The sequence below is a fragment of the Vibrio sp. Isolate33 genome (assembly GCF_022397895.1).
Lineage (GTDB): Bacteria > Pseudomonadota > Gammaproteobacteria > Enterobacterales > Vibrionaceae > Vibrio > Vibrio pomeroyi.
The window spans coordinates 49,281-68,703 of record NZ_JAKEUP010000017.1 but is presented as its reverse complement, the minus strand read 5'-3'; the positions used below and the strand labels follow the sequence as shown (position 1 = coordinate 68,703).

Here is a 19,423-nt window from a genome sequence, read left to right as displayed (position 1 = left end):
CTAATGATGTTATTTAAAACCTTTAACCTTCTTAATTAGGTCGTAAGCATTTTGAATTTCTTGCGATTTTTCTTTCGCCACGTTCATCATCTCTGGTGGTAAACCTTTCGCCATCAACTTATCTGGGTGATGTTCATTCATCAGCTTGCGGTAGGCTTTCTTCACTTCTTTACCGTCGGCACTTTCGCTCACATCAAGAACCTTAAAGGCATCCGCTAATTGGTTTTGTTGTGAAGCTTGTTGCCAGCCAGATGACTGACCTTGGTGATGACCGCCACCGAAGCTTCCGCCCTGTTGCTGGAAACGGAATGCCGCTTCTTGCATTTGCAAACGACGCTCGAGTTGCTCTGCAGAGAAGCCAAGGCCTTGAGCAATCTTATGCAAAACCTGACGCTCACTTGGGTGCAGGCTTCCATCTGCAAATGCTGCTGAAACTTGAAGCTCTAGGAAGAACTGCAGAAGATCAAAACGCCCACCTGATGAGATCTTTACGCGCTCAAGTACATCACTTAACGGGAAGTCGCTTTCTTTGCCGTCACGGAATGCATCTTGCGCCGCTTTACGTTGCTCGCCATGCAGGTTCATTCGCTCCATCATTGTAGAAGCGAGCTGAATCTCTTCTGGTGTAACCTGACCTTTGGCTTTAGCAACGTGTCCCATAACCGCAAAAGCAGATTTAAAAAACTCATTTTGCCTTTCGGCTTGGCTCGGCCCTCGCCCAAAACCAGATGTATTAAAACCCGATTGGGTCAATCGACGAGCTTTATCGAATTGGTGTCCTAAAAATAGGCCAAAAATTAGACCAAGCGGACCTCCAAATAAAAAGCCAAAAAAAGCGCCCAAAATTTTGCCAAATATTTGCATTATGTGTTCTCTATCTATGAATTTTATCTGAGTACTGCTGTCTTATGGTGCTGAATGCTAATATTTCCTTTATCATAAGGAAAATGCTTTATTAATTGGATTGATACTAGATCAACCCTTCATCTAGTGACACAGGATAGTTCAACTTCATGCAATGTTTTTCCCGCACCTTGTTAGCCGCGTCTATAAGCACCGCCTTATACGTGTCGACAACTCAAGCTGAAACAATAACCGATAGTAGTGTGCAGGAAATGCCCTCTATAGATCAATGCTTGATCGAACCCGCTGCCGAAAACGAGACACAACTGCCCGCTCATGTGGAATCAGATCGCTTAGAGGCTATCAATGGTGACAAGGCAATATATTCAGGTGATGTAAGAGTTACGCAAGGAAATAAGACCATCCTTGCCGATAATGTAACGCTTCACCAACAAGAAAACATCGTTGTAGCTGAAGGCAACGTAAACTTTAGTGACGGTCAAATTAAGTCAGTGTCGGATAGAGCGACTAACAATCTGACTACAGATGAAATGACGCTAGAAAATACCGATTACGAGTTTCTTTGCGAACCAGGCCGCGGTAATGCGGTTTACGTATCGAAGACAGGCAAAGCTGTTTATGAAATTGAAGATGGCTCTATTACCTCTTGCCCTATCGGTGACAACGCTTGGCGTCTAAGAGCTTCAAGCATCAGCGTCGATCAAGATGAAGAGCAAGCCACTTTCTATAATCCGCGTTTTGAGATCCAAAGTGTCCCTGTATTTTACTTACCCTACTTAACGGTACCAGTAGGCGACACGCGTAAGACCGGATTCTTGTATCCAACCGTTTCTTACGGCTCTAGTGATGGTTTTGAAGCTGAAATTCCTGTGTATTGGAACTTAGCACCCAACTACGATCTAGAAACCACCTTCAAATATATGCAAGAACGTGGCACTCAACTCAACAGTAAGTTCCGATATTTGAGCGATTTCGGCTCTGGTAGTATCGAGTCTGAATACTTACCTGACGACCAAAAATACTCAGAAAAAGGCGATCGTTGGGGAGCACAACTCCAGCACTCTGGGATATTCCAGCAATCTTGGTTATTTGAAGTCGATTATTCAAGAGTCAGTGATATTGATTACTTCACCGACTTAAGTTCTGGTATTGGTAACCGTGAAGATGGACAACTACTTCAAGAAGGGCAAGCAACATACCGCTCACAGAATTGGGATGCTTCCGTACTCGTAAGGGATTTCCAAGTCCTCACAGAGAATAACCAACCATACCGTCTAATGCCGCAGCTGGAGTATAACTACTATGCTCCAGAGGTCATGGAATACCTTGATTTCGACCTCATCAGTCATGTATCGATGTTCGATACCGACGCATCAGACAAACCATCTGCGACTCGCGTTCACGTTGAGCCTGGAATTACAATACCTGTTGGGAATACTTGGGGTACTTGGACAACCGAAGCTCGACTACTTGGTACGTACTACCAACAAGATCTTGATGGCGTTCCAACAGATCCAAATAGCACAGATTATGTCGAAGGGAATGAATATTTAGAGGAGACTGTTAGCCGAGTAATCCCTGAATTTAGAAGCCATGCAGGTATCATTCTGGAGCGAGATACCACTATTGTTGGCGGTTACACGCAAACACTGGAGCCCCAAGTTCAATACCTTTACGTTCCCGAAGAAGATCAATCTAATATCGCTCTTTACGACACTACATTGTTGCAAACGGATTACTACGGTCTGTTTAGAAGTCGTAAATACAGTGGCGTTGATTTCATTGCTGCGGCCAACCAAATTAGCTACGGTGCATCCTCTCGCTTCTTTGATGATGAATATAAGGAGCGCTTAAACATATCCTTCGGCCAAATTTTCTATTTTGATAAAGATACAAAGCAAACTTCAGGCAACGAAGACTCCGCTGACAAAACTAATTATTCATCTTGGGCTATTGAAATGGACTTCAACTACGATGATTACCTTTTCTACCATGGCGGCGTGCAATACGACATTGACTCATCTTCGATGCAACTGGCTAATAGTACTCTTGAATACCGTTTTTCTGGTGGTTACATACAAACTAACTACCGCTATGTTACTGAAGAATATATTGAGGACAACGTAGGCGAAAGTATAAATGTTGGTTCAATAACTAGAGATGGTATCTCGCAAGCCGGTTTGCTTGGAGCCTACCAGATTTCGCGGAAGTGGAATGCTAGTGCTCAATATTTCTATGATTTAACCACACAAGAGAATCTAGAATGGCTGGCTCGCTTAAACTATAAATCGGATTGTTGGTATATCGGATTTACATATAGTAACCAGCTGACAAATAACATTAGTAATCCAAATACTACGCCTGAATATGAAAACAACTTTGGTGTGAATTTCGGTATTATCGGCTTTGGTACTAACCTAGGCTCTGACTCTGGCGCTGTTGGAGATAGCAGCTCTGACAACTCATTGAGCTACGGTCGTCCATTCTTCTTAAACAACTAATTTTCTTTATTGATCAAATATCAATAAATTTAAAGGATTACACATGACATTGTGGAAACGCACATTAATAGCTGTCTCAGCGGCTTGTACTTTATCGACAAGCTACGCAGCGCCTGTTGAACTCGACAGCGTAAAAGTGATCGTGAACGAAGGCGTGATCTTACAAAGTGACATCGATGCTTCGATGAAAACGCTACGCGCAAACGCTAAGAAAAGTGGTCAAACATTACCGTCGCAAGATGTGTTGAATGAACAAGTGCTAGAAAAGTTGATCATCGATACTATCCAGACTCAAGAAGCGGAACGTATCGGTGTTCGTATTGATGATGCTCGACTTGACCAAGCAATCGAAGGCATCGCGAAAGACAACAACCAAACAGTAGAACAACTTACCGCATCGGTTGCTGAAGAAGGTCTTAGCTACAACGCTTTTCGTGAGCAAGTAAGAAAAGAGATCGCAGCAAGCGAAGCTCGTAACGCTCTCGTGCGTCGCCGTATCAACATCCTTCCTGCAGAAGTCGATAACCTTGCGGACATCTTAGCCCAAGAAACCAATGCTACCGTTCAATACAAGATCGGACATATTCAACTCCGCTTTAACGATGACCAAACAAAGGAAGAGCTAGAAGCTCAAGCTAAAGATTTAGTTGAAGAACTAAACTCAGGCAAAGACTTTAGCACCATGGCGTATACTTACTCTAAAGGTCCTAAAGCCCTGCAAGGTGGTGATTGGGGTTGGATGCGTAAAGAAGAGATGCCAACCATTTTTGCAGACCAAATCAAAATGCAGAATAAAGGCAGCATCATCGGCCCATTCCGAAGCGGTGTTGGCTTCCATATTCTAAAAATTGAAGATGTGAAAGGCCTAGAAACGGTTGCGGTAACAGAGGTGAATGCACGCCATATTTTGATTAAGCCTACGGTGATCCTAAGTGATGACGGTGCGAAGGAGCAACTTGAAGAGATCACGCGCCGCGTTAATGCCGGTGAAGCGAGCTTCGGTGACCTTGCTCAGCAATACAGCCAAGACCCAGGTTCAGCGGTTCAAGACGGTGAGCTAGGCTACCAAACACCTGACTTATACGTACCAGAATTCAAGCACCAAGTAGAGACGCTACCTGAAGGGAAAATCAGCGCGCCATTTAAGACCGTTCATGGCTGGCACATCGTTGAAGTTCTAGACCGTCGTGAGGTTGACCGTACAGATTCAGCGTTAAAGAACAAAGCTTACCAAATTCTATTTAACCGTAAGTTCAACGAAGAAGCCGGAGCTTGGCTACAAGAAGTAAGAGCAAGTGCCTTTGTTGAAATGGTTGAGGACGACCAAGATGACAACTAAACGTATTGTCATTACCGCGGGTGAACCTGCAGGGATAGGGCCAGATTTAACTCTGGCGCTATCTCAAGAGAGCTGGCCTCATCAACTCGTGGTTTGTGCCGATAAAACACTGCTAGCCGAGCGAGCGAAAATTCTAGGTATAGACGTAGAACTACTGGACTACGACGCAGATGCAGCTAAGCAACCACAACGTTCAGGCACACTGGTTGTGAAACATGTTCCACTCGCTGAAACGGCTATTGCTGGCCAACTCAACGAGGCTAACGGTCATTACGTATTAAATACTTTAGAAACCGCAGCAATTGGCTGTATGAATGATGAATTTGATGCTATTGTCACCGGCCCCGTTCACAAGGGTGTAATTAACCGAGCTGGCGTTGCTTTTAGCGGCCATACCGAGTTCTTTGCAGAGAAGTCCAATACACCGCTCGTGGTGATGATGTTGGCAACTGAAGGGCTGCGTGTTGCACTAGTAACAACACACATCCCGCTAGCTTATGTATCTCAAGCCGTAACCGAAGACAGATTAGAGCAAATTATTGCGATTCTGAATAAAGACTTGGTTGAAAAATTTGCTATTGAGAAACCAACTATCTACGTATGTGGATTAAACCCACATGCAGGTGAAGATGGTTGTTTGGGGCGTGAAGAGATTGAAACCATCACCCCTACGCTAGAAAAAATTCGCCAAAAGGATGGCATCAATTTAGTTGGCCCATTGCCAGCAGATACCATCTTTAATGAAAAATATTTGCAAGATGCAGATGCTGTTTTAGGTATGTATCACGACCAAGTACTCCCGGTATTGAAATACAAAGGGTTTGGTCGCTCAGTGAACATCACGCTTGGCTTACCGTTTATTCGCACATCAGTCGACCACGGTACCGCCTTAGACTTGGCCGGGAAAGGCCAAGCCGATACAGGGAGCTTTAGAACAGCGCTCACGCACGCCATTGAATTAGTAGAGAAAAAGCAATGAGAAATGATGTCCACTTAGGACACAAAGCGCGTAAACGTTTTGGTCAAAACTTCCTTAACGATCCATACATTATTGATGGCATCGTATCGAGCATTAACCCACTATCAGGTCAAAACCTAGTAGAGATCGGCCCTGGTCTAGGCGCTATTACTGAGCCTGTGGGTAAGCTTGTCGATAAATTTACCGTTATCGAATTGGATAGAGACCTTGCAGAACGTCTTCGTAACCATCCGGATTTGGCTGACAAGCTAACAATCCGCGAAGGCGATGCGATGAAGTTCGACTTCCAAGAGCTTGTTAAGCCAAACAATAAGCTACGCATCTTTGGTAACTTGCCATATAACATCTCTACACCTTTGATGTTCCACCTTTTTGAATTCCATAAAGACGTGCAAGACATGCACTTTATGCTTCAAAAAGAAGTGGTTAACCGTTTGGCGGCAGGCCCTGGCAGCAAAGCTTATGGTCGTCTTACTGTAATGGCTCAATACTACTGTAAAGTAACGCCTGTGCTGGAAGTGCCACCAACGGCTTTCGTTCCGCCACCGAAAGTAGACTCTGCAGTTGTACGTCTGCAACCATACGAAGTGTTACCTTACCCAGCAAAAGATCTAAAATGGTTAGATCGTGTTTGTCGTGAAGGCTTTAACCAACGTCGTAAAACGGTTCGTAACTGCTACAAGAGCTTAATCGATAAGGAAGTGCTTGAAGAGCTTGGTATCAATCCTAGCATGCGTCCTGAAAACTTAACGCTCGAGCAGTTTGTCGATATGGCAAACTGGCTGCACGACAGTCACAACGCTGATAAATAAATAAAAAAGGCTCCTACACTTCGGTTAGGAGCCTTTTTTATGTAATACTTTAATTACATTAAGTATACCAACAACAAAAGGTGCGAATATGGATATATCTACGCCTTGTATCAAATGCCAGGTTCACTCTAAATACATAGAAGAGCAATCAGAACCAACGAAGAACCGTTACGTCTTCGCCTACATCATAACCATCAAAAACCTAAGTAAAACAACGGTTCAACTGATGTCTCGCCGCTGGTTAATTACCGACTCTAACGGCAAGCAACTCACCATTGAAGGTGATGGCGTGGTTGGACAACAACCCGTGATTGAAGCCAACGACGAATACACTTACACAAGTGGCACCGTCATCGAAACCCCTGTGGGTGTTATGCAGGGCCACTATGTGATGACCGATAACAAAGGCATTGATTTCATCACTGAGGTCGATCCATTCAGACTTGCAATCCCGAATATTCTTAATTAGTCATACTTCAGCATCTACAGGAAAATACTGTGTCGAATTATATTGTCGGAGACATACAAGGGTGCTTCGACGAACTTCAACTCTTACTTGAAACTGTCAAATTTGATAAGCAAAAAGACACTTTATGGGTCGCTGGTGACTTGGTCGCAAGGGGTCCTAAGTCACTTGATACACTCAGGTTTATCAAGTCTTTAGGAGAGTCTGCGAAGGTGGTATTAGGCAATCATGACCTACACCTGCTCGCCGTCTCGCTTGGTCTTTTTCCAGCAAAGAAGAAAGATCAAACTCAACAGATCTTAGATGCTGATGACAAAGACGAGTTACTTGAATGGCTTAGAGAGCAGCCGTTAATGCAAGAGCATGATCAATTTGTCATGACTCATGCGGGTATTTCTCCGCAATGGACAGTAAAACGAGCGCGTAAAGAGAACAAAAAAATCACAGGTCTATTGCGCTCAAAGAAATGGAAGTGGCTAATTGAGAACATGTACAGCAACGCTCCTGACTTATGGTCGAAAGAACTGAGCGATATAGAACGTTACCGATACGCGATCAATAGCTTTACACGTATGCGCTTCTGCTTTCCTGATGGGCGATTAGACATGGGATGCAAGCTTCCTCCAAAAGAGGTCACTGACAACGAATACATTCCTTGGTTTGACCTCCCTCAGAGAATTCAGTTAGATAAAACCGTGCTATTTGGGCATTGGGCTGCACTTGAGGGCTATAACGGAAAGGATGTGATTGGGCTTGATACTGGGTGTGTCTGGGGTGGAGAGCTAACAGCACTTCGTTGGGAAGACAAACAGTTTTTTACTCAAAAAGCGCTATAGGTATACCAAACACTTGCGCTACTCGTGCAGCTGCGCAAGTGTTTTTAAATTTGGGCTTAACGCTCGAGAATCACAAACTCCATGTTGTGTTTGTTTTTCTCATCCGCTTGATACGTATCATTAAAGCTCTGCTTCCAACCTTCTCCCCAGTCAGGGAATTGAGTGTCGCCATCGACATCAAAATCGATATAGGTCAGGTACAGCTTGTTTGCTTTAGGTAGGCAGCTTTCATAGATTGAACCACCACCGATGATCATCACCTCTTCAACATCGCTGACTAACTCCAGAGCATTTTCAATCGAAGTAACTGTCGTCACCCCTTCTATCTCTAAGCTCTCATCGCGGCTGATCACAACGTTCAATCGACCTGGCAGAGGACGCCCAATCGAATCATAGGTCTTACGTCCCATTACGACAGGTTTACCCATAGTTGAGCGCTTGAACCATGCGAAGTCCGCAGGTAAATGCCAAGGCATCTGATTGTCTTTACCTATTACACGGTTATTTGCCATTGCTGCAATCATGCTGATGATCATAAATCGAAAGTCCTGTCCTTAACTGGAGAAAATTGATGCTAGACGATAGGTCTACGACGGTAGAATAACAGCCCAGGCACAGCTAAGCCAACCGCTAGCCCGGCGATAATGAACATCGATTTCAAAAAGTTCTCCATCAACATTGCCAGTAGCTCAGGGCTGTACCCTGCTCTGTTTATCTCAACCATGGCTATCATCGCTTTAAAGGCAAACACGCCCGGAACCATTGGAATCAAAGCTGCGACCGTAAACACCTTAGGGTGCGCTAACAATTTATGCGACCAATGGACACCGATCATGCCTACTATTGTTGCGGCAAAAAAGGTGGCCCACTCAATAGGGATCCCAAAGTGCATCATCAAATAACGACTTCCGTGACCGATAGAACCGCCCAGTGCACAATAAATTAAGGCGCGTTGCGGGACATTAAACACCAGAGCGAATCCTACAGCGGGAATCGCTGCGAAAAACATATCGTTAAGTAAGCCTAAAAACAGTTCGAAGATACTCATTAGCTCGCCCACCCCCAGACACCAGACAGACTCATCGCAGCGACAATACCTAAGCTTGTCGCAAGTGTGAGCAAACTAGCCATGGTAAAACGCGCTAAGCCCATATTGATGTGCCCTTTAAGCATATCTGCAACGGAATTTATTAGAGGGAAGCCTGGTACGAGCATCAACACCGACGAAGCCATCACAATCGTGGGTTGACCGCCAATATTGTAAAGCACAGCCTGAGCCGAAATTGTGGTGGTAACGAATGCTGTGATAGCAAAATTTAATAACGGATTGAAATGACGATGACCAATCTCTTGTCTGACGATCATGCCACAAGCAGAGGCAATAAAGGTCATCATGAATACTTGCCAATCTCCGCCGGCAAGACGGCTGAAAGAGGCACACGACAGCCCTATCATAACAACCACAATCCATCGGTTATAACGTTCAGGACTTATGCTTTGGATCTTTTTATACGCCAACCCATAATCGAGAATCCCCTTCTCCATCATGATACAAACTCGTTGAATATCGGTGATCACTTGCATGTTAATGCCGCGATCAGCACAGCTTCGAGTGGTGGTGATACAGTGATCATTCATTACGGTTGTGACCACAAGTGCATTGGCTGACAGTGCAACTTCAACCTCGTCCACTCCACAAGCGATGCCAATGCGGCGCATAATATCGCCAACTAAAGTGCTTTCTGCGCCATGCGCCAATAACATTTGTCCTGACTGAGCGACCAGTCTTGAGATCGCTCTTTGCTTTGATGCCATGATTTCCTTCCCATAGGCGTTAACTAGTTAGAATAAATTCTGCATTAAAATCCGACAGTACATAATGATTTAGATACAAAAAAACCGCAATTTTCATTGCGGTTTAATAAAACTATCGGCGTTCTTTAGAAGAAGCGACCTAAGTGTTCATAAGAAATACGAGGATTAGTCACGAACGTAGATAACATGACCGTCATCTTCTTCGTCGTCCCAATCATCCCAGTCGTCATCATCTTCAGTAACGACATTCTTACCACTCATCGCATCTTTATGGTAGTCATCCCACATAAAGTCTACTTTTTCTTCTTCTTCAACTTCTTCAATTTCACGAGGTAGGTTCTCCATGAACTCACCTAGTTTGAAACAAAGATCTTTTGTGCCCATTTTGTTCACAGCAGAGATCTTGAAGTATTCGCCTTCCCAACCTAGAGCATCGATGATTTCTTGAATCTTTTCGTCTGCTTCTTCTTCAGGCATTAGGTCAACTTTGTTGAATACTAACCAGCGAGGTTTCTGTGCCACTTTTTCGCTGTATTGCTCAAGCTCATCGATGATCGTCAGTGCGTTCTGAATAGGATCAGATTCATCGATCGGCATAATATCGATCATATGAAGCAGAACACGACAACGCTCAAGGTGCTTCAAGAAACGAATACCAAGGCCAGCGCCATCAGCAGCACCTTCGATTAGACCTGGGATATCGGCTACTACGAAGCTCTTCTCAGGTACCACACTCACCACACCCAAGCTTGGGATCAAAGTTGTGAACGGGTAATCCGCTACTTTTGGTTTCGCTGCAGATACAGAACGAATAAAGGTAGATTTACCTGCGTTTGGTAGGCCAAGCATACCAACGTCAGCTAGTAGAAGAAGCTCTAAACGCAGTTCACGAACTTCACCTTTAGTACCCATTGTCTTTTGACGAGGAGCACGGTTAACAGACGATTTAAAACGCGTGTTACCAAGACCGTGCCAACCACCTTTACCAACCATTACTTTCTTGCCGTGTTCAGCAACTTCAGCAACGATTTCGTTGGTATGGATATCAACTGCACGAGTACCTACTGGTACTTTCAGCGTAATGTCTTTACCACGTTTACCAGTACAGTTACCGCCGCGACCATTCTCGCCACGTTCTGCATTGTAAAAACGTTGGAAACGGTAATCGATCAGTGTGTTTAAGTTCTCATCCGCTTGGATGTATACATCACCACCGTCACCGCCGTCGCCGCCATCAGGACCACCTTTAGCGACGAATTTTTCGCGCCAAAAGCTTACTGTACCATTACCGCCATCACCGGCTTCTATTTTTACTACCGCTTCATCAACGAATTTCATTTTTTAACTCCGCACTTACGTTGCGTTACCACTCATCATGGAGTGATATAAATTCTAGCAGATCCGTGTTTAGATCGATCACCTAAGATCTAGGCCGACCTGCAACCAAGGAACAAAGAAGGAGAGGTTCTTTGCTTTAAGCTTATTAAAGCTAAGACAAGAGCGTCTGCTTTTTTATTCTCGCTATAAATAAAAAACCCTGCCGAATCGGCAGGGCTTTTGAATTCAGCTTGAAAGCTATTAAAATAATCTAGTTAAAGATTAAATTACTCAGCTTCGATGCTTACAAACTTACGGTTTTTAGGACCTTTAACAGCAAATTTCACTTTACCTTCAGTAAGAGCGAAAAGAGTGTGGTCTTTACCGATGCCAACGTTTGTGCCAGCGTGGAACTTAGTACCACGTTGACGAACGATGATGTTACCTGCAAGAACAGATTCACCACCAAAACGCTTAACACCAAGACGTTTGCTTTCTGAATCGCGGCCGTTATTAGTAGAACCGCCAGCTTTTTTATGTGCCATTGTTAAACTCTCCTAATACTTAAGCGTTAATGCCAGTGATTTTCACTTCAGTGAACCACTGACGGTGACCAGCTTGCTTACGCGAGTGCTTACGACGACGGAACTTAACGATTTTTACTTTATCGCCACGACCGTGTTGTACTACTTCTGCAGTAACCTTGCCACCTTCAACAAGAGGTGCACCAACAGCGATTTCTTCGCCGTTAGCAACAAGAAGAACTTTATCAAATTCAACAGTTGCACCAGTTTCAACGTCTAATTTCTCTAAACGAAGTGTTTGACCTTCGCTTACTCGGTGTTGTTTGCCACCAGATTGGAAAACAGCGTACATATTTTACTCCGCTTTTTCCGCACAGCCTATGGTTGTTATTTGTACAACTCGGGTGTGCGCTAAACTAATCAATAGGGCGCAGATTCTACGGGAATCATGGCGCTATGACAAGCCATATTTTTAAAAAATTGGCGAAAACCTGTTCGCCAAAGAAAAGTGCGGCAATCATGCCCTTTAGCGATGTATTAATCAACGTTTTTTAGTGTATTATTCAACAATTAAATACAACGTATAAGCCTTACAGGGTCTAACTTCAGCCGGATGAACAATGGATTTTAAAGCTATCCAAACGCTTACTGCCAATGATATGGCAAAAGTGAATGAAACAATTCAAGCCCAACTTAATTCTGACGTAAGTTTAATCAACCAGCTTGGTTTTTATATCGTTAGCGGTGGTGGTAAACGCCTACGCCCTTTGCTTGCTCTTTTATCTGCTCGCGCACTTGGTTACCAAGGTGAAGCTCATATCACCTCTGCAGCCTTTATCGAGTTTATTCACACAGCAACCCTACTTCATGATGATGTCGTCGACGAATCGGACATGAGACGCGGTAAAGCGACAGCCAACGCAGCTTTTGGTAATGCTGCTAGCGTTTTGGTGGGTGACTTTATTTATACTCGTTCGTTCCAAATGATGACGACGCTAGGATCTTTAAAGATCCTTGAGCTAATGAGTGAAGCGGTAAACGTGATTGCCGAGGGTGAAGTTCAACAATTAATGAACTGCAATAACCCAGACACCACAGAAGAAAGCTACATGCAGGTTATATACTCCAAGACTGCTCGCTTGTTCGAAGCCGCGACCCAAATTGGCGCGATTCTTACTGAGTCGTCACCTGAAATCGAAACGGCTATGCAGAACTACGGTAAGTACCTAGGCACCGCATTCCAACTGATTGACGATGTGATGGACTACACTGCTGATGGTAAAGAGATGGGTAAGAACGTTGGTGACGATCTCGCTGAAGGCAAACCAACACTGCCTCTACTATATGCAATGCACAATGGTTCTGTTGAACACGCAAGCATGATTCGTGAAGCAATTGAAAAAGCCAATGGAATGGAACGTCTCGACGAGATTATGGCTGTAATGAAAGAGACAGGCTCATTAGAGTACACGACGAATAAGGCTTATGAAGAAGCCGACAAAGCGATTGCTGAGCTTTCTATACTGCCTGACTCTGAATATAAGCAAGCACTGACCACACTTGCTCACTTGGCTGTTAAACGCAGCAAGTAACTTTGCAGACCGTCTTCTAGATAACGACATTACATAGATAATTAAAAAGAGCCTCAGGGCTCTTTTTTGATCCTCACGAAAATCTTTCCAAATCCACGTTCAGTAACGACTCGACTCTAACGACAATGGAAGTTGAGCTTCGACCTCTTCTATCTCTTCCAGCGGCACTGCATACTGCTCGTGGCTGTTGTATGACTCAACCAGCGCAAATTGTTCTTGTTCATCTATAACGAGTATTTTCCCCAATCGACCTAAATGGAAATGGACGTTCATTCCTTTTTGAATACGGCTCATAATTGCTGCTCCACTCGAATCTTTAAAACACTAATTACGAATGAGGCAAATCCAAGGATCAAAAAAGCCGATCATAATGACCGGCTCTTATTAGCAATTTTAACCTGAGTTAAATGCTGTATCGCTTATTTAGCGAATTCAACACCAATCTCGATATCGCCATTTAGCGTTTCTAGCATGCTGTCTAGAGCGTTACGTTCGAAGTCGCTCAGTTCGCCGTAGCTAAGGATCGCTTCTGCGCCCTCTTTCCCTAGCTTAACTGGTTGAGCAAAGAATGGTGCGTGCTCGCCTTCACCTTCAACGTATGCACACTCAATAACATTCTCTTCGCCTTGAAGAGCTTTAACTAGTGCAAGACCGAAACGACAAGCCGCTTGACCCATAGACAGTGTCGCACTGCCGCCGCCAGCTTTAGCTTCTACTACTTCAGTACCCGCATTTTGGATACGAGTCGTTAGTGCTGCGATTTCTTCGTCAGTGAACTCTACGCCTTCAACTTGAGAAAGTAGAGGAAGGATAGTTACACCTGAGTGACCACCGATTACAGGAACACGGATGTCGCCTGGATCTTTATCTTTCAGCTCAGCGACAAACGTTTCTGAACGAATTACATCAAGAGTAGTAATACCAAATAGACGACGCTTATCGTAAACGCCTGCTTTCTTAAGTACTTCAGCAGCGATTGGCACTGTTGTGTTTACTGGGTTAGTAATGATACCAACACAAGCAGTAGGACAAGTAACTGCGATTTTCTCTGCAAGAGACTTAACAATGCCAGCGTTCACATTGAAAAGATCCGCACGATCCATACCCGGCTTACGAGCAACACCTGCAGAAATAAGCACAACATCCGCACCTTCTAGTGCTGGAGTTGGATCTTCACCCGCGTAACCTTTGATCGAAACAGGCGTTGGGATATGGCTAAGATCGGCAGCGACACCCGGAGTTACCGGTGCAATGTCGTAAAGTGCAAGATCTGAACCAGCAGGCAGGCGGTTCTTTAGTAGTAGGGCTAGGGCTTGACCGATGCCACCAGCGGCACCAATAACAGCTACTTTCATTGTTATTCTCCTTGAGAGCTTTCTCTTATAGATTCTTTGTAGGGTAATTCTTGAGCTAAATCTAAGTTAAAAAACTATATTAATCACAAAGTGATTACAATCAATTAACGCTAGCTTTGCGACTTCGCGCAAGTCAATAAAACCGTGCTACACAGCAAGTTCGCATTATGGCGATAATCGTCTGAAATAACAAAATAAGTCGTCGCAAATAACACATTATTCTATTAAATATTTACAGTGATATGACTAACAAATTACAGGGATGTTTTGGCTAAAATTGAATATGTATGCGAGAATATGCAAACATCTTTGTTAATGAATAAGAATGACATATGCGCAATACAGAAAAGCAAGACAACTTAGTTCGTGCATTTAAAGCCTTACTAAAAGAAGAACGTTTTGGCTCACAAGGCGAAATTGTTGATGCCCTCAAACACGAAGGTTTTGAAAGCATCAACCAATCTAAAGTCTCGCGTATGTTAACCAAGTTTGGTGCTGTTCGAACTCGTAACGCGAAAATGGAGATGGTTTACTGTCTTCCTGCTGAACTGGGTGTTCCAACCGTTTCGAGCTCGCTAAGAGAATTAGTATTAGATATTGACCACAACAATGCATTGGTTGTGATACACACCGGTCCTGGTGCAGCTCAACTAATCGCTCGTTTGTTAGACTCACTAGGTAAGTCGGAAGGCATACTGGGCGTAGTCGCAGGCGATGATACTATCTTTATCACACCAACCTTATCAGTAACGACCAAGCAACTGTTCGATTCAGTGTGCGAACTGTTTGAATACGCTGGCTAATTGCTCATAGTTTCATAACTATCCATCGTATTAATGGATCACGAATATCTATTTGCTTCGTGATCCAAATCACATCCTAGAATATCTAACTCCCCTTCCTCCGAACAACACTAAACCATTGATTTTAAAAAACTCAGTAGCAAATTAAACACGAGATCTACGCATCATTTGTTAGATTTTTTAGCTATATCTTTTAACATTCGAGTAATTTTCTGCCAATTTTTGATATTATTCAGACACTTTTTCATCACATGGATTGAAAAAGGTGCCGTTTCCAAATAGGAAACTCCAGAAACAACTACACTTGTTTCAGGGTTAATAATGAATAAAGGAAGGGAAATTCATGGCATTTACCAAACTTATTAAAGTTGGTGCTATTGCAGCTGCTGTAATGGGCGCTGGCGCAGTTAACGCTCAAGAGTTCATCACGATTGGTACTGGTTCAGTTACGGGTGTTTACTACCCAACTGGTGGTGCGATTTGTAAGCTAGTGAACAAGGGCCGCAAAGACCACAACATTCGTTGTTCTGTAGAGTCTACTGGTGGTTCAATCTACAACGTTAACACCATCCGTGCTGGTGAACTAGATTTCGGTGTTGTTCAATCGGACTGGCAATACCACGGCTACAACGGTACAAGTAAGTTCAAAGATCAGGGCGAATACAAGAAACTTCGCGCTATGTTCTCTCTACACACAGAACCGTTCAACATCATCGCTCGTACCGATGCTGGCATCAACAATGTTTCTGACCTTGCAGGTAAGCGTGTAAACATTGGTAACCCAGGCTCTGGTGACCGTGCAACTATGGGTGTTGTAATGGACGCTATGGGTTGGACAAACGACAGCTTCAAACTAGCTTCTGAGCTTAAAGGTTCTGAGCGTTCACAAGCACTTTGTGACAACAAGATTGATGCATTCATCTACATGGTTGGTCACCCGAACGGATCAATCAAAGAAGCAACAACGTCTTGTGATGCAAAGCTGGTTTCAGCAACAGGTCCACAGATCGACAAGATCGTAGCTGAAAACCCATACTACGCTTACAGCACGGTTCCTGCTGGCATGTACCGTGGTACAGACGCTGACGTAAACAGCTTTGGTGTTGCAGCAACTATGGTAACTACTTCAGACGTTTCTGAAGAAGTTGCATACAACGTTGCTAAGGCAGTATTTGAAAACTTTGACACTTTCAAACGCCTACACCCAGCATTTGCTAACCTGAAGAAAGAAGACATGGTTAAAGCGGGTATCTCAATCCCTCTACACCCAGGTGCAGAAAAATACTACAAAGAAGTGGGCCTTCTAAAGTAATTCTACTTTAAGCCTACTACACCAATAAGGAGGCTAGCCCTCCTTATTGGCTTTTCACGTTTTATAAAAATAACTTAAGTGAAAAGAGCAGACCTTTAAGTTTCTCCAATTTGGCGAACTTACCTTCGTATCAAGCCTAAGACAAAGACGAACAAACAAACGCATTTCCCTATCCATTCACTACACTAGATAGGAAATAAATAACGTCTCGTTGTTCGTAAGAAAGGCAGACCATCAATAATAAGGATAAAGTACATGACGCAGACAACATCACCGTCTCCAGATGTGCAAGAAATGGTGGCACAATCAGACACTGGTGCGCGTAGCCCTCGCGGTATCCAAGGCCGTATTTTATGGTTTGTGCCTCTATGTTGGTCACTGTTCCAACTTTGGTATGCATCTCCGCTGCCGTTCATTTTTAACTTCGCAATTTTAAACGACACTGAAGCTCGAGCAATTCACCTTACGTTCGCTATTTTCCTAGCCTTTACCGCTTATCCAGCCATGAAGAACTCGCCTCGGGATCGCATCCCAGCAGTCGACTGGATATTGGCGCTAGTCGGTAGTTTTTCAGCTTCTTATATCTATATTTTCTACACTGAACTTGCTGGCCGTTCTGGTGCTCCAACAACATTCGATATTGTTGCTGCTGTATTCGGTATGGTTCTACTGCTTGAAGCAACACGACGCGCTTTAGGTCCACCTCTTATGGTTGTGGCGGCAGTATTCCTACTTTACACCTTTGGCGGTCCACACATGCCAGACGTTATCGCCCATAAAGGTGCGAGCCTGAACAAGGCAATGTCTCACCTGTGGCTAACAACGGAAGGTGTATTCGGTGTAGCTCTTGGCGTATCAACGTCATTTGTATTCTTGTTTGTACTGTTTGGTGCAATGCTAGAACGTGCTGGTGCTGGTGCTTACTTCATCAAGGTCGCATTCTCTCTGCTTGGTCACATGAAAGGCGGCCCAGCAAAAGCAGCCGTTGTAGCCTCTGGTTTATCGGGTCTGGTATCAGGTTCATCTATTGCAAACGTGGTAACCACAGGTACCTTTACTATCCCGCTAATGAAGCGTGTTGGTTTCCCGGGTACGAAAGCTGGTGCAGTAGAAGTAGCGGCTTCAACCAACGGTCAACTAACACCACCTATCATGGGTGCAGCGGCATTCTTGATGGTTGAGTATGTGGGCATCTCGTACGTAGAAGTAATTAAGGCGGCGCTACTGCCAGCTCTGATCTCTTACATCGCTCTGATTTACATTGTTCACCTAGAAGCATGTAAAGCAGGCATGACAGGCCTACCTCGTCGTCACACACCAACTATCGTACAAAGCTTACTGTCTTTCACTGGCACCATTTTAGGTCTATGTGTTATCAGTGCCGCGGTTTACTACGGTGTGGGTTGGACGAAAGATGTGTTTGGCGATGCGGCAACACCTATCGTAACTGTGGCGCTATTAATCGCTTACGTTGCTTTGGTTCGCGTATCAGCAAAATACGCAGCTGAAGGCGGCATGGAAATCGATGCAGACCTGAAAGAAGTTCCGGACCCAGGTCCAACGATTAAATCTGGTTTGCACTTCCTACTGCCTATCGTAGTGCTAGTCTGGTGTTTAACGGTTGAACGTTTCTCTCCAGGTCTGTCTGCATTCTGGGCAACAGTGTTCATGATCTTTATCTTGATCACTCAGCGTCCTTTAATGACTCTGATGAACAAATCTGACGATCTTGCAGAGCAAACTAAAGCCGGTTTCGTTGACCTAGCAGAGAGCTTGGTTTCAGGCGCGCGTAACATGATCGGTATCGGTGTAGCGACAGCTGCTGCAGGTACGGTTGTAGGCGTGGTGACTCTGACAGGTATCGGCCTAGTAATGACTGATTTCGTTGAGTTTATCTCTGGCGGTAGCATCATTCTTATGCTGCTATTCACTGCGGTAATCAGCTTGATCCTAGGTATGGGCTTACCAACCACAGCAAACTACATCGTTGTATCGACGCTGATGGCGCCGGTAATCGTGACCCTAGGCGCAGCGCACGGTCTTATCATCCCACTGATTGCTGTGCACTTATTCGTGTTCTACTTCGGTATTCTTGCCGATGATACGCCTCCGGTTGGTCTCGCAGCGTTTGCTGCAGCCGCGATTGCGAAATCAGATCCGATTCGTACGGGTATTCAAGGCTTTACCTACGATATTCGTACCGCAATTCTGCCATTTATGTTCATCTTCAACACCCAACTCCTGTTGATGGGTATTGATTCTTGGTGGCATTTAGCGCTGACGATTTTCTCCTCTGTGACTGCGGTACTTATCTTTGCAGCAGCGACACAAGGTTGGTGGTTCACGAAGAACAAGTGGTGGGAAACGATTCTACTTATCGTTCTGACCTTCTCTTTCTTCCGCCCAGGTTTCTGGTGGGACATGATCTATCCAGAGAAAGTTCTTTCACCTGGAGTTGAGATCGCTCAAATCACAGAAAATCTATCTGTGGGACAATCACTTGAATTGAGAGTAGGTGGCGAAAACTTAGAAGGTAACTATTCTGAGAAGACAGTTCGCCTTCCATTTGAAGATTCTGCGAAAACAAGTGAAGACCGTATTGCTTCAATGGGCCTAATGCTGACACAAACCGACAACAAGATGATTGTTGATATGGTTGAGTTTGGCAGCCCAGCAGAAGCAGCCGGCATTGACTTTGATTGGGAAATTAAATCAGTTATCCAAGACGCAGATCGACCGATGAAAGAGTGGGTATTCTTGCCTGCCCTACTGATTTTGATTGGTTTAGCGATGAACCAAAGAAGACGTGCTCGTAAGGATGAGATTAGCGCGTAATGGATAGAGCCAAGTAGTGCTCAACCCTATTTGGCTTTTTTATTACATGGAAAAGATAATGACAGCGCTTGGT

The 19,423-nt window shown here is 44.3% G+C and carries 19 protein-coding genes; 10 read left to right on the top strand and 9 right to left on the bottom strand.

From position 1 onward, the window contains the following. Positions 1-9 precede the first annotated feature (9 nt). The gene (gene djlA, locus L1D37_RS19475) at positions 10-864 is read right to left on the bottom strand and encodes a co-chaperone DjlA (RefSeq protein ID WP_239848858.1); all 855 of its coding nucleotides are present in this window, start codon (positions 862-864) and stop codon (positions 10-12) included. Positions 865-1,013: 149 nt separating this feature from the next. Here djlA and lptD point away from each other — a divergent pair, with 149 nt between their 5' ends. The 6 genes from lptD to L1D37_RS19445 all read left to right on the top strand — a co-directional run bounded on the left by lptD (position 1,014) and on the right by L1D37_RS19445 (position 7,797). Next, positions 1,014-3,365 carry an LPS assembly protein LptD gene (gene lptD, locus L1D37_RS19470; RefSeq protein ID WP_239848857.1) on the top strand — a complete coding sequence of 784 codons (2,352 nt, stop codon included), beginning with the start codon at positions 1,014-1,016 and terminating at the stop codon, positions 3,363-3,365. 43 nt (positions 3,366-3,408) lie between these two features. Continuing rightward, positions 3,409-4,704 carry a peptidylprolyl isomerase SurA gene (gene surA, locus L1D37_RS19465; RefSeq protein WP_239848856.1) on the top strand — a complete coding sequence of 432 codons (1,296 nt, stop codon included), beginning with the start codon at positions 3,409-3,411 and terminating at the stop codon, positions 4,702-4,704. Continuing rightward, on the top strand, positions 4,694-5,683 hold the full coding sequence (pdxA, locus tag L1D37_RS19460; RefSeq protein ID WP_017632192.1) for a 4-hydroxythreonine-4-phosphate dehydrogenase PdxA: 990 nt from the start codon (positions 4,694-4,696) through the stop codon (positions 5,681-5,683). Before surA ends, pdxA begins: the two co-directional genes overlap by 11 nt. Beyond that, entirely contained in the window at positions 5,680-6,495 is an 816-nt protein-coding gene (gene rsmA / locus L1D37_RS19455) for a 16S rRNA (adenine(1518)-N(6)/adenine(1519)-N(6))-dimethyltransferase RsmA (protein ID WP_239848855.1), read from the top strand. The genes pdxA and rsmA overlap by 4 nt, the downstream gene beginning before the upstream one ends. Positions 6,496-6,583: 88 nt before the next feature. Then, positions 6,584-6,964 carry a Co2+/Mg2+ efflux protein ApaG gene (gene apaG, locus L1D37_RS19450; RefSeq protein ID WP_004735899.1) on the top strand — a complete coding sequence of 127 codons (381 nt, stop codon included), beginning with the start codon at positions 6,584-6,586 and terminating at the stop codon, positions 6,962-6,964. 29 nt (positions 6,965-6,993) lie between these two features. After that, complete coding sequence (locus L1D37_RS19445; RefSeq protein WP_239848854.1) at positions 6,994-7,797, top strand: symmetrical bis(5'-nucleosyl)-tetraphosphatase; 804 nt, start codon at positions 6,994-6,996, stop codon at positions 7,795-7,797. 56 nt (positions 7,798-7,853) lie between these two features. Here the strand turns inward: L1D37_RS19445 and folA are convergent, their stop codons facing one another. From folA to rplU, 6 genes are all read right to left on the bottom strand, one after another. Next, positions 7,854-8,333 carry a type 3 dihydrofolate reductase gene (folA, locus tag L1D37_RS19440; RefSeq protein WP_239848853.1) on the bottom strand — a complete coding sequence of 160 codons (480 nt, stop codon included), beginning with the start codon at positions 8,331-8,333 and terminating at the stop codon, positions 7,854-7,856. Positions 8,334-8,371: 38 nt separating this feature from the next. Then, the gene (locus L1D37_RS19435) at positions 8,372-8,845 is read right to left on the bottom strand and encodes a threonine/serine exporter family protein (protein WP_239848852.1); all 474 of its coding nucleotides are present in this window, start codon (positions 8,843-8,845) and stop codon (positions 8,372-8,374) included. Then, positions 8,845-9,612 carry a threonine/serine exporter ThrE family protein gene (locus L1D37_RS19430; protein WP_239848851.1) on the bottom strand — a complete coding sequence of 256 codons (768 nt, stop codon included), beginning with the start codon at positions 9,610-9,612 and terminating at the stop codon, positions 8,845-8,847. Before L1D37_RS19430 ends, L1D37_RS19435 begins: the two co-directional genes overlap by 1 nt. Positions 9,613-9,777: 165 nt before the next feature. After that, complete coding sequence (cgtA, locus tag L1D37_RS19425; RefSeq protein ID WP_017632186.1) at positions 9,778-10,950, bottom strand: Obg family GTPase CgtA; 1,173 nt, start codon at positions 10,948-10,950, stop codon at positions 9,778-9,780. Positions 10,951-11,216: 266 nt separating this feature from the next. Next, positions 11,217-11,474, bottom strand: coding sequence for a 50S ribosomal protein L27 (gene rpmA, locus L1D37_RS19420; protein ID WP_004735905.1), 258 nt, complete (start codon positions 11,472-11,474; stop codon positions 11,217-11,219). Between the two features lie 19 nt (positions 11,475-11,493). After that, positions 11,494-11,805, bottom strand: a complete 312-nt coding sequence (gene rplU, locus L1D37_RS19415) for a 50S ribosomal protein L21 (RefSeq protein ID WP_004740823.1) — start codon at positions 11,803-11,805, stop codon at positions 11,494-11,496. Positions 11,806-12,073: 268 nt separating this feature from the next. On the opposite strand from rplU, the gene ispB reads away from it, so the two are divergent. Then, entirely contained in the window at positions 12,074-13,045 is a 972-nt protein-coding gene (gene ispB / locus L1D37_RS19410; protein ID WP_239848850.1) for an octaprenyl diphosphate synthase, read from the top strand. 99 nt (positions 13,046-13,144) lie between these two features. On the opposite strand, the gene L1D37_RS19405 is transcribed toward ispB, so the two are convergent. Both L1D37_RS19405 and mdh read right to left on the bottom strand, forming a co-directional pair. Further along, a complete protein-coding gene (locus L1D37_RS19405) occupies positions 13,145-13,339 on the bottom strand; it encodes a hypothetical protein (protein ID WP_102432791.1) in 195 nt (64 codons plus the stop codon). Positions 13,340-13,464: 125 nt separating this feature from the next. Further along, positions 13,465-14,400 carry a malate dehydrogenase gene (gene mdh / locus L1D37_RS19400; RefSeq protein ID WP_009847834.1) on the bottom strand — a complete coding sequence of 312 codons (936 nt, stop codon included), beginning with the start codon at positions 14,398-14,400 and terminating at the stop codon, positions 13,465-13,467. Positions 14,401-14,732: 332 nt separating this feature from the next. Here mdh and argR point away from each other — a divergent pair, with 332 nt between their 5' ends. From argR to L1D37_RS19385, 3 genes are all read left to right on the top strand, one after another. Beyond that, the gene (argR, locus tag L1D37_RS19395) at positions 14,733-15,203 is read left to right on the top strand and encodes a transcriptional regulator ArgR (protein WP_004740827.1); all 471 of its coding nucleotides are present in this window, start codon (positions 14,733-14,735) and stop codon (positions 15,201-15,203) included. Positions 15,204-15,546: 343 nt separating this feature from the next. Then, a complete protein-coding gene (locus L1D37_RS19390) occupies positions 15,547-16,515 on the top strand; it encodes a TAXI family TRAP transporter solute-binding subunit (protein WP_017630725.1) in 969 nt (322 codons plus the stop codon). Between the two features lie 255 nt (positions 16,516-16,770). Next, positions 16,771-19,350, top strand: a complete 2,580-nt coding sequence (locus tag L1D37_RS19385; RefSeq protein WP_239848849.1) for a TRAP transporter permease — start codon at positions 16,771-16,773, stop codon at positions 19,348-19,350. Positions 19,351-19,423: the final 73 nt, after the last annotated feature.

Bases quoted from the DNA above. Each gene is read 5' to 3' on its own strand.
- L1D37_RS19405 (WP_102432791.1), bottom strand. From the start codon at position 13,339: ATGAGCCGTATTCAAAAAGGAATGAACGTCCATTTCCATTTAGGTCGA.
- pdxA (WP_017632192.1), top strand. From the start codon at position 4,694: ATGACAACTAAACGTATTGTCATTACCGCGGGTGAACCTGCAGGGATA.
- cgtA (WP_017632186.1), bottom strand. From the start codon at position 10,950: ATGAAATTCGTTGATGAAGCGGTAGTAAAAATAGAAGCCGGTGATGGC.
- mdh (WP_009847834.1), bottom strand. From the start codon at position 14,400: ATGAAAGTAGCTGTTATTGGTGCCGCTGGTGGCATCGGTCAAGCCCTA.
- ispB (WP_239848850.1), top strand. From the start codon at position 12,074: ATGGATTTTAAAGCTATCCAAACGCTTACTGCCAATGATATGGCAAAA.
- argR (WP_004740827.1), top strand. From the start codon at position 14,733: ATGCGCAATACAGAAAAGCAAGACAACTTAGTTCGTGCATTTAAAGCC.
- L1D37_RS19390 (WP_017630725.1), top strand. From the start codon at position 15,547: ATGGCATTTACCAAACTTATTAAAGTTGGTGCTATTGCAGCTGCTGTA.
- djlA (WP_239848858.1), bottom strand. From the start codon at position 864: ATGCAAATATTTGGCAAAATTTTGGGCGCTTTTTTTGGCTTTTTATTT.
- surA (WP_239848856.1), top strand. From the start codon at position 3,409: ATGACATTGTGGAAACGCACATTAATAGCTGTCTCAGCGGCTTGTACT.
- L1D37_RS19385 (WP_239848849.1), top strand. From the start codon at position 16,771: ATGACGCAGACAACATCACCGTCTCCAGATGTGCAAGAAATGGTGGCA.
- L1D37_RS19435 (WP_239848852.1), bottom strand. From the start codon at position 8,845: ATGAGTATCTTCGAACTGTTTTTAGGCTTACTTAACGATATGTTTTTC.
- lptD (WP_239848857.1), top strand. From the start codon at position 1,014: ATGCAATGTTTTTCCCGCACCTTGTTAGCCGCGTCTATAAGCACCGCC.
- rplU (WP_004740823.1), bottom strand. From the start codon at position 11,805: ATGTACGCTGTTTTCCAATCTGGTGGCAAACAACACCGAGTAAGCGAA.
- rsmA (WP_239848855.1), top strand. From the start codon at position 5,680: ATGAGAAATGATGTCCACTTAGGACACAAAGCGCGTAAACGTTTTGGT.
- apaG (WP_004735899.1), top strand. From the start codon at position 6,584: ATGGATATATCTACGCCTTGTATCAAATGCCAGGTTCACTCTAAATAC.
- folA (WP_239848853.1), bottom strand. From the start codon at position 8,333: ATGATCATCAGCATGATTGCAGCAATGGCAAATAACCGTGTAATAGGT.
- L1D37_RS19430 (WP_239848851.1), bottom strand. From the start codon at position 9,612: ATGGCATCAAAGCAAAGAGCGATCTCAAGACTGGTCGCTCAGTCAGGA.
- rpmA (WP_004735905.1), bottom strand. From the start codon at position 11,474: ATGGCACATAAAAAAGCTGGCGGTTCTACTAATAACGGCCGCGATTCA.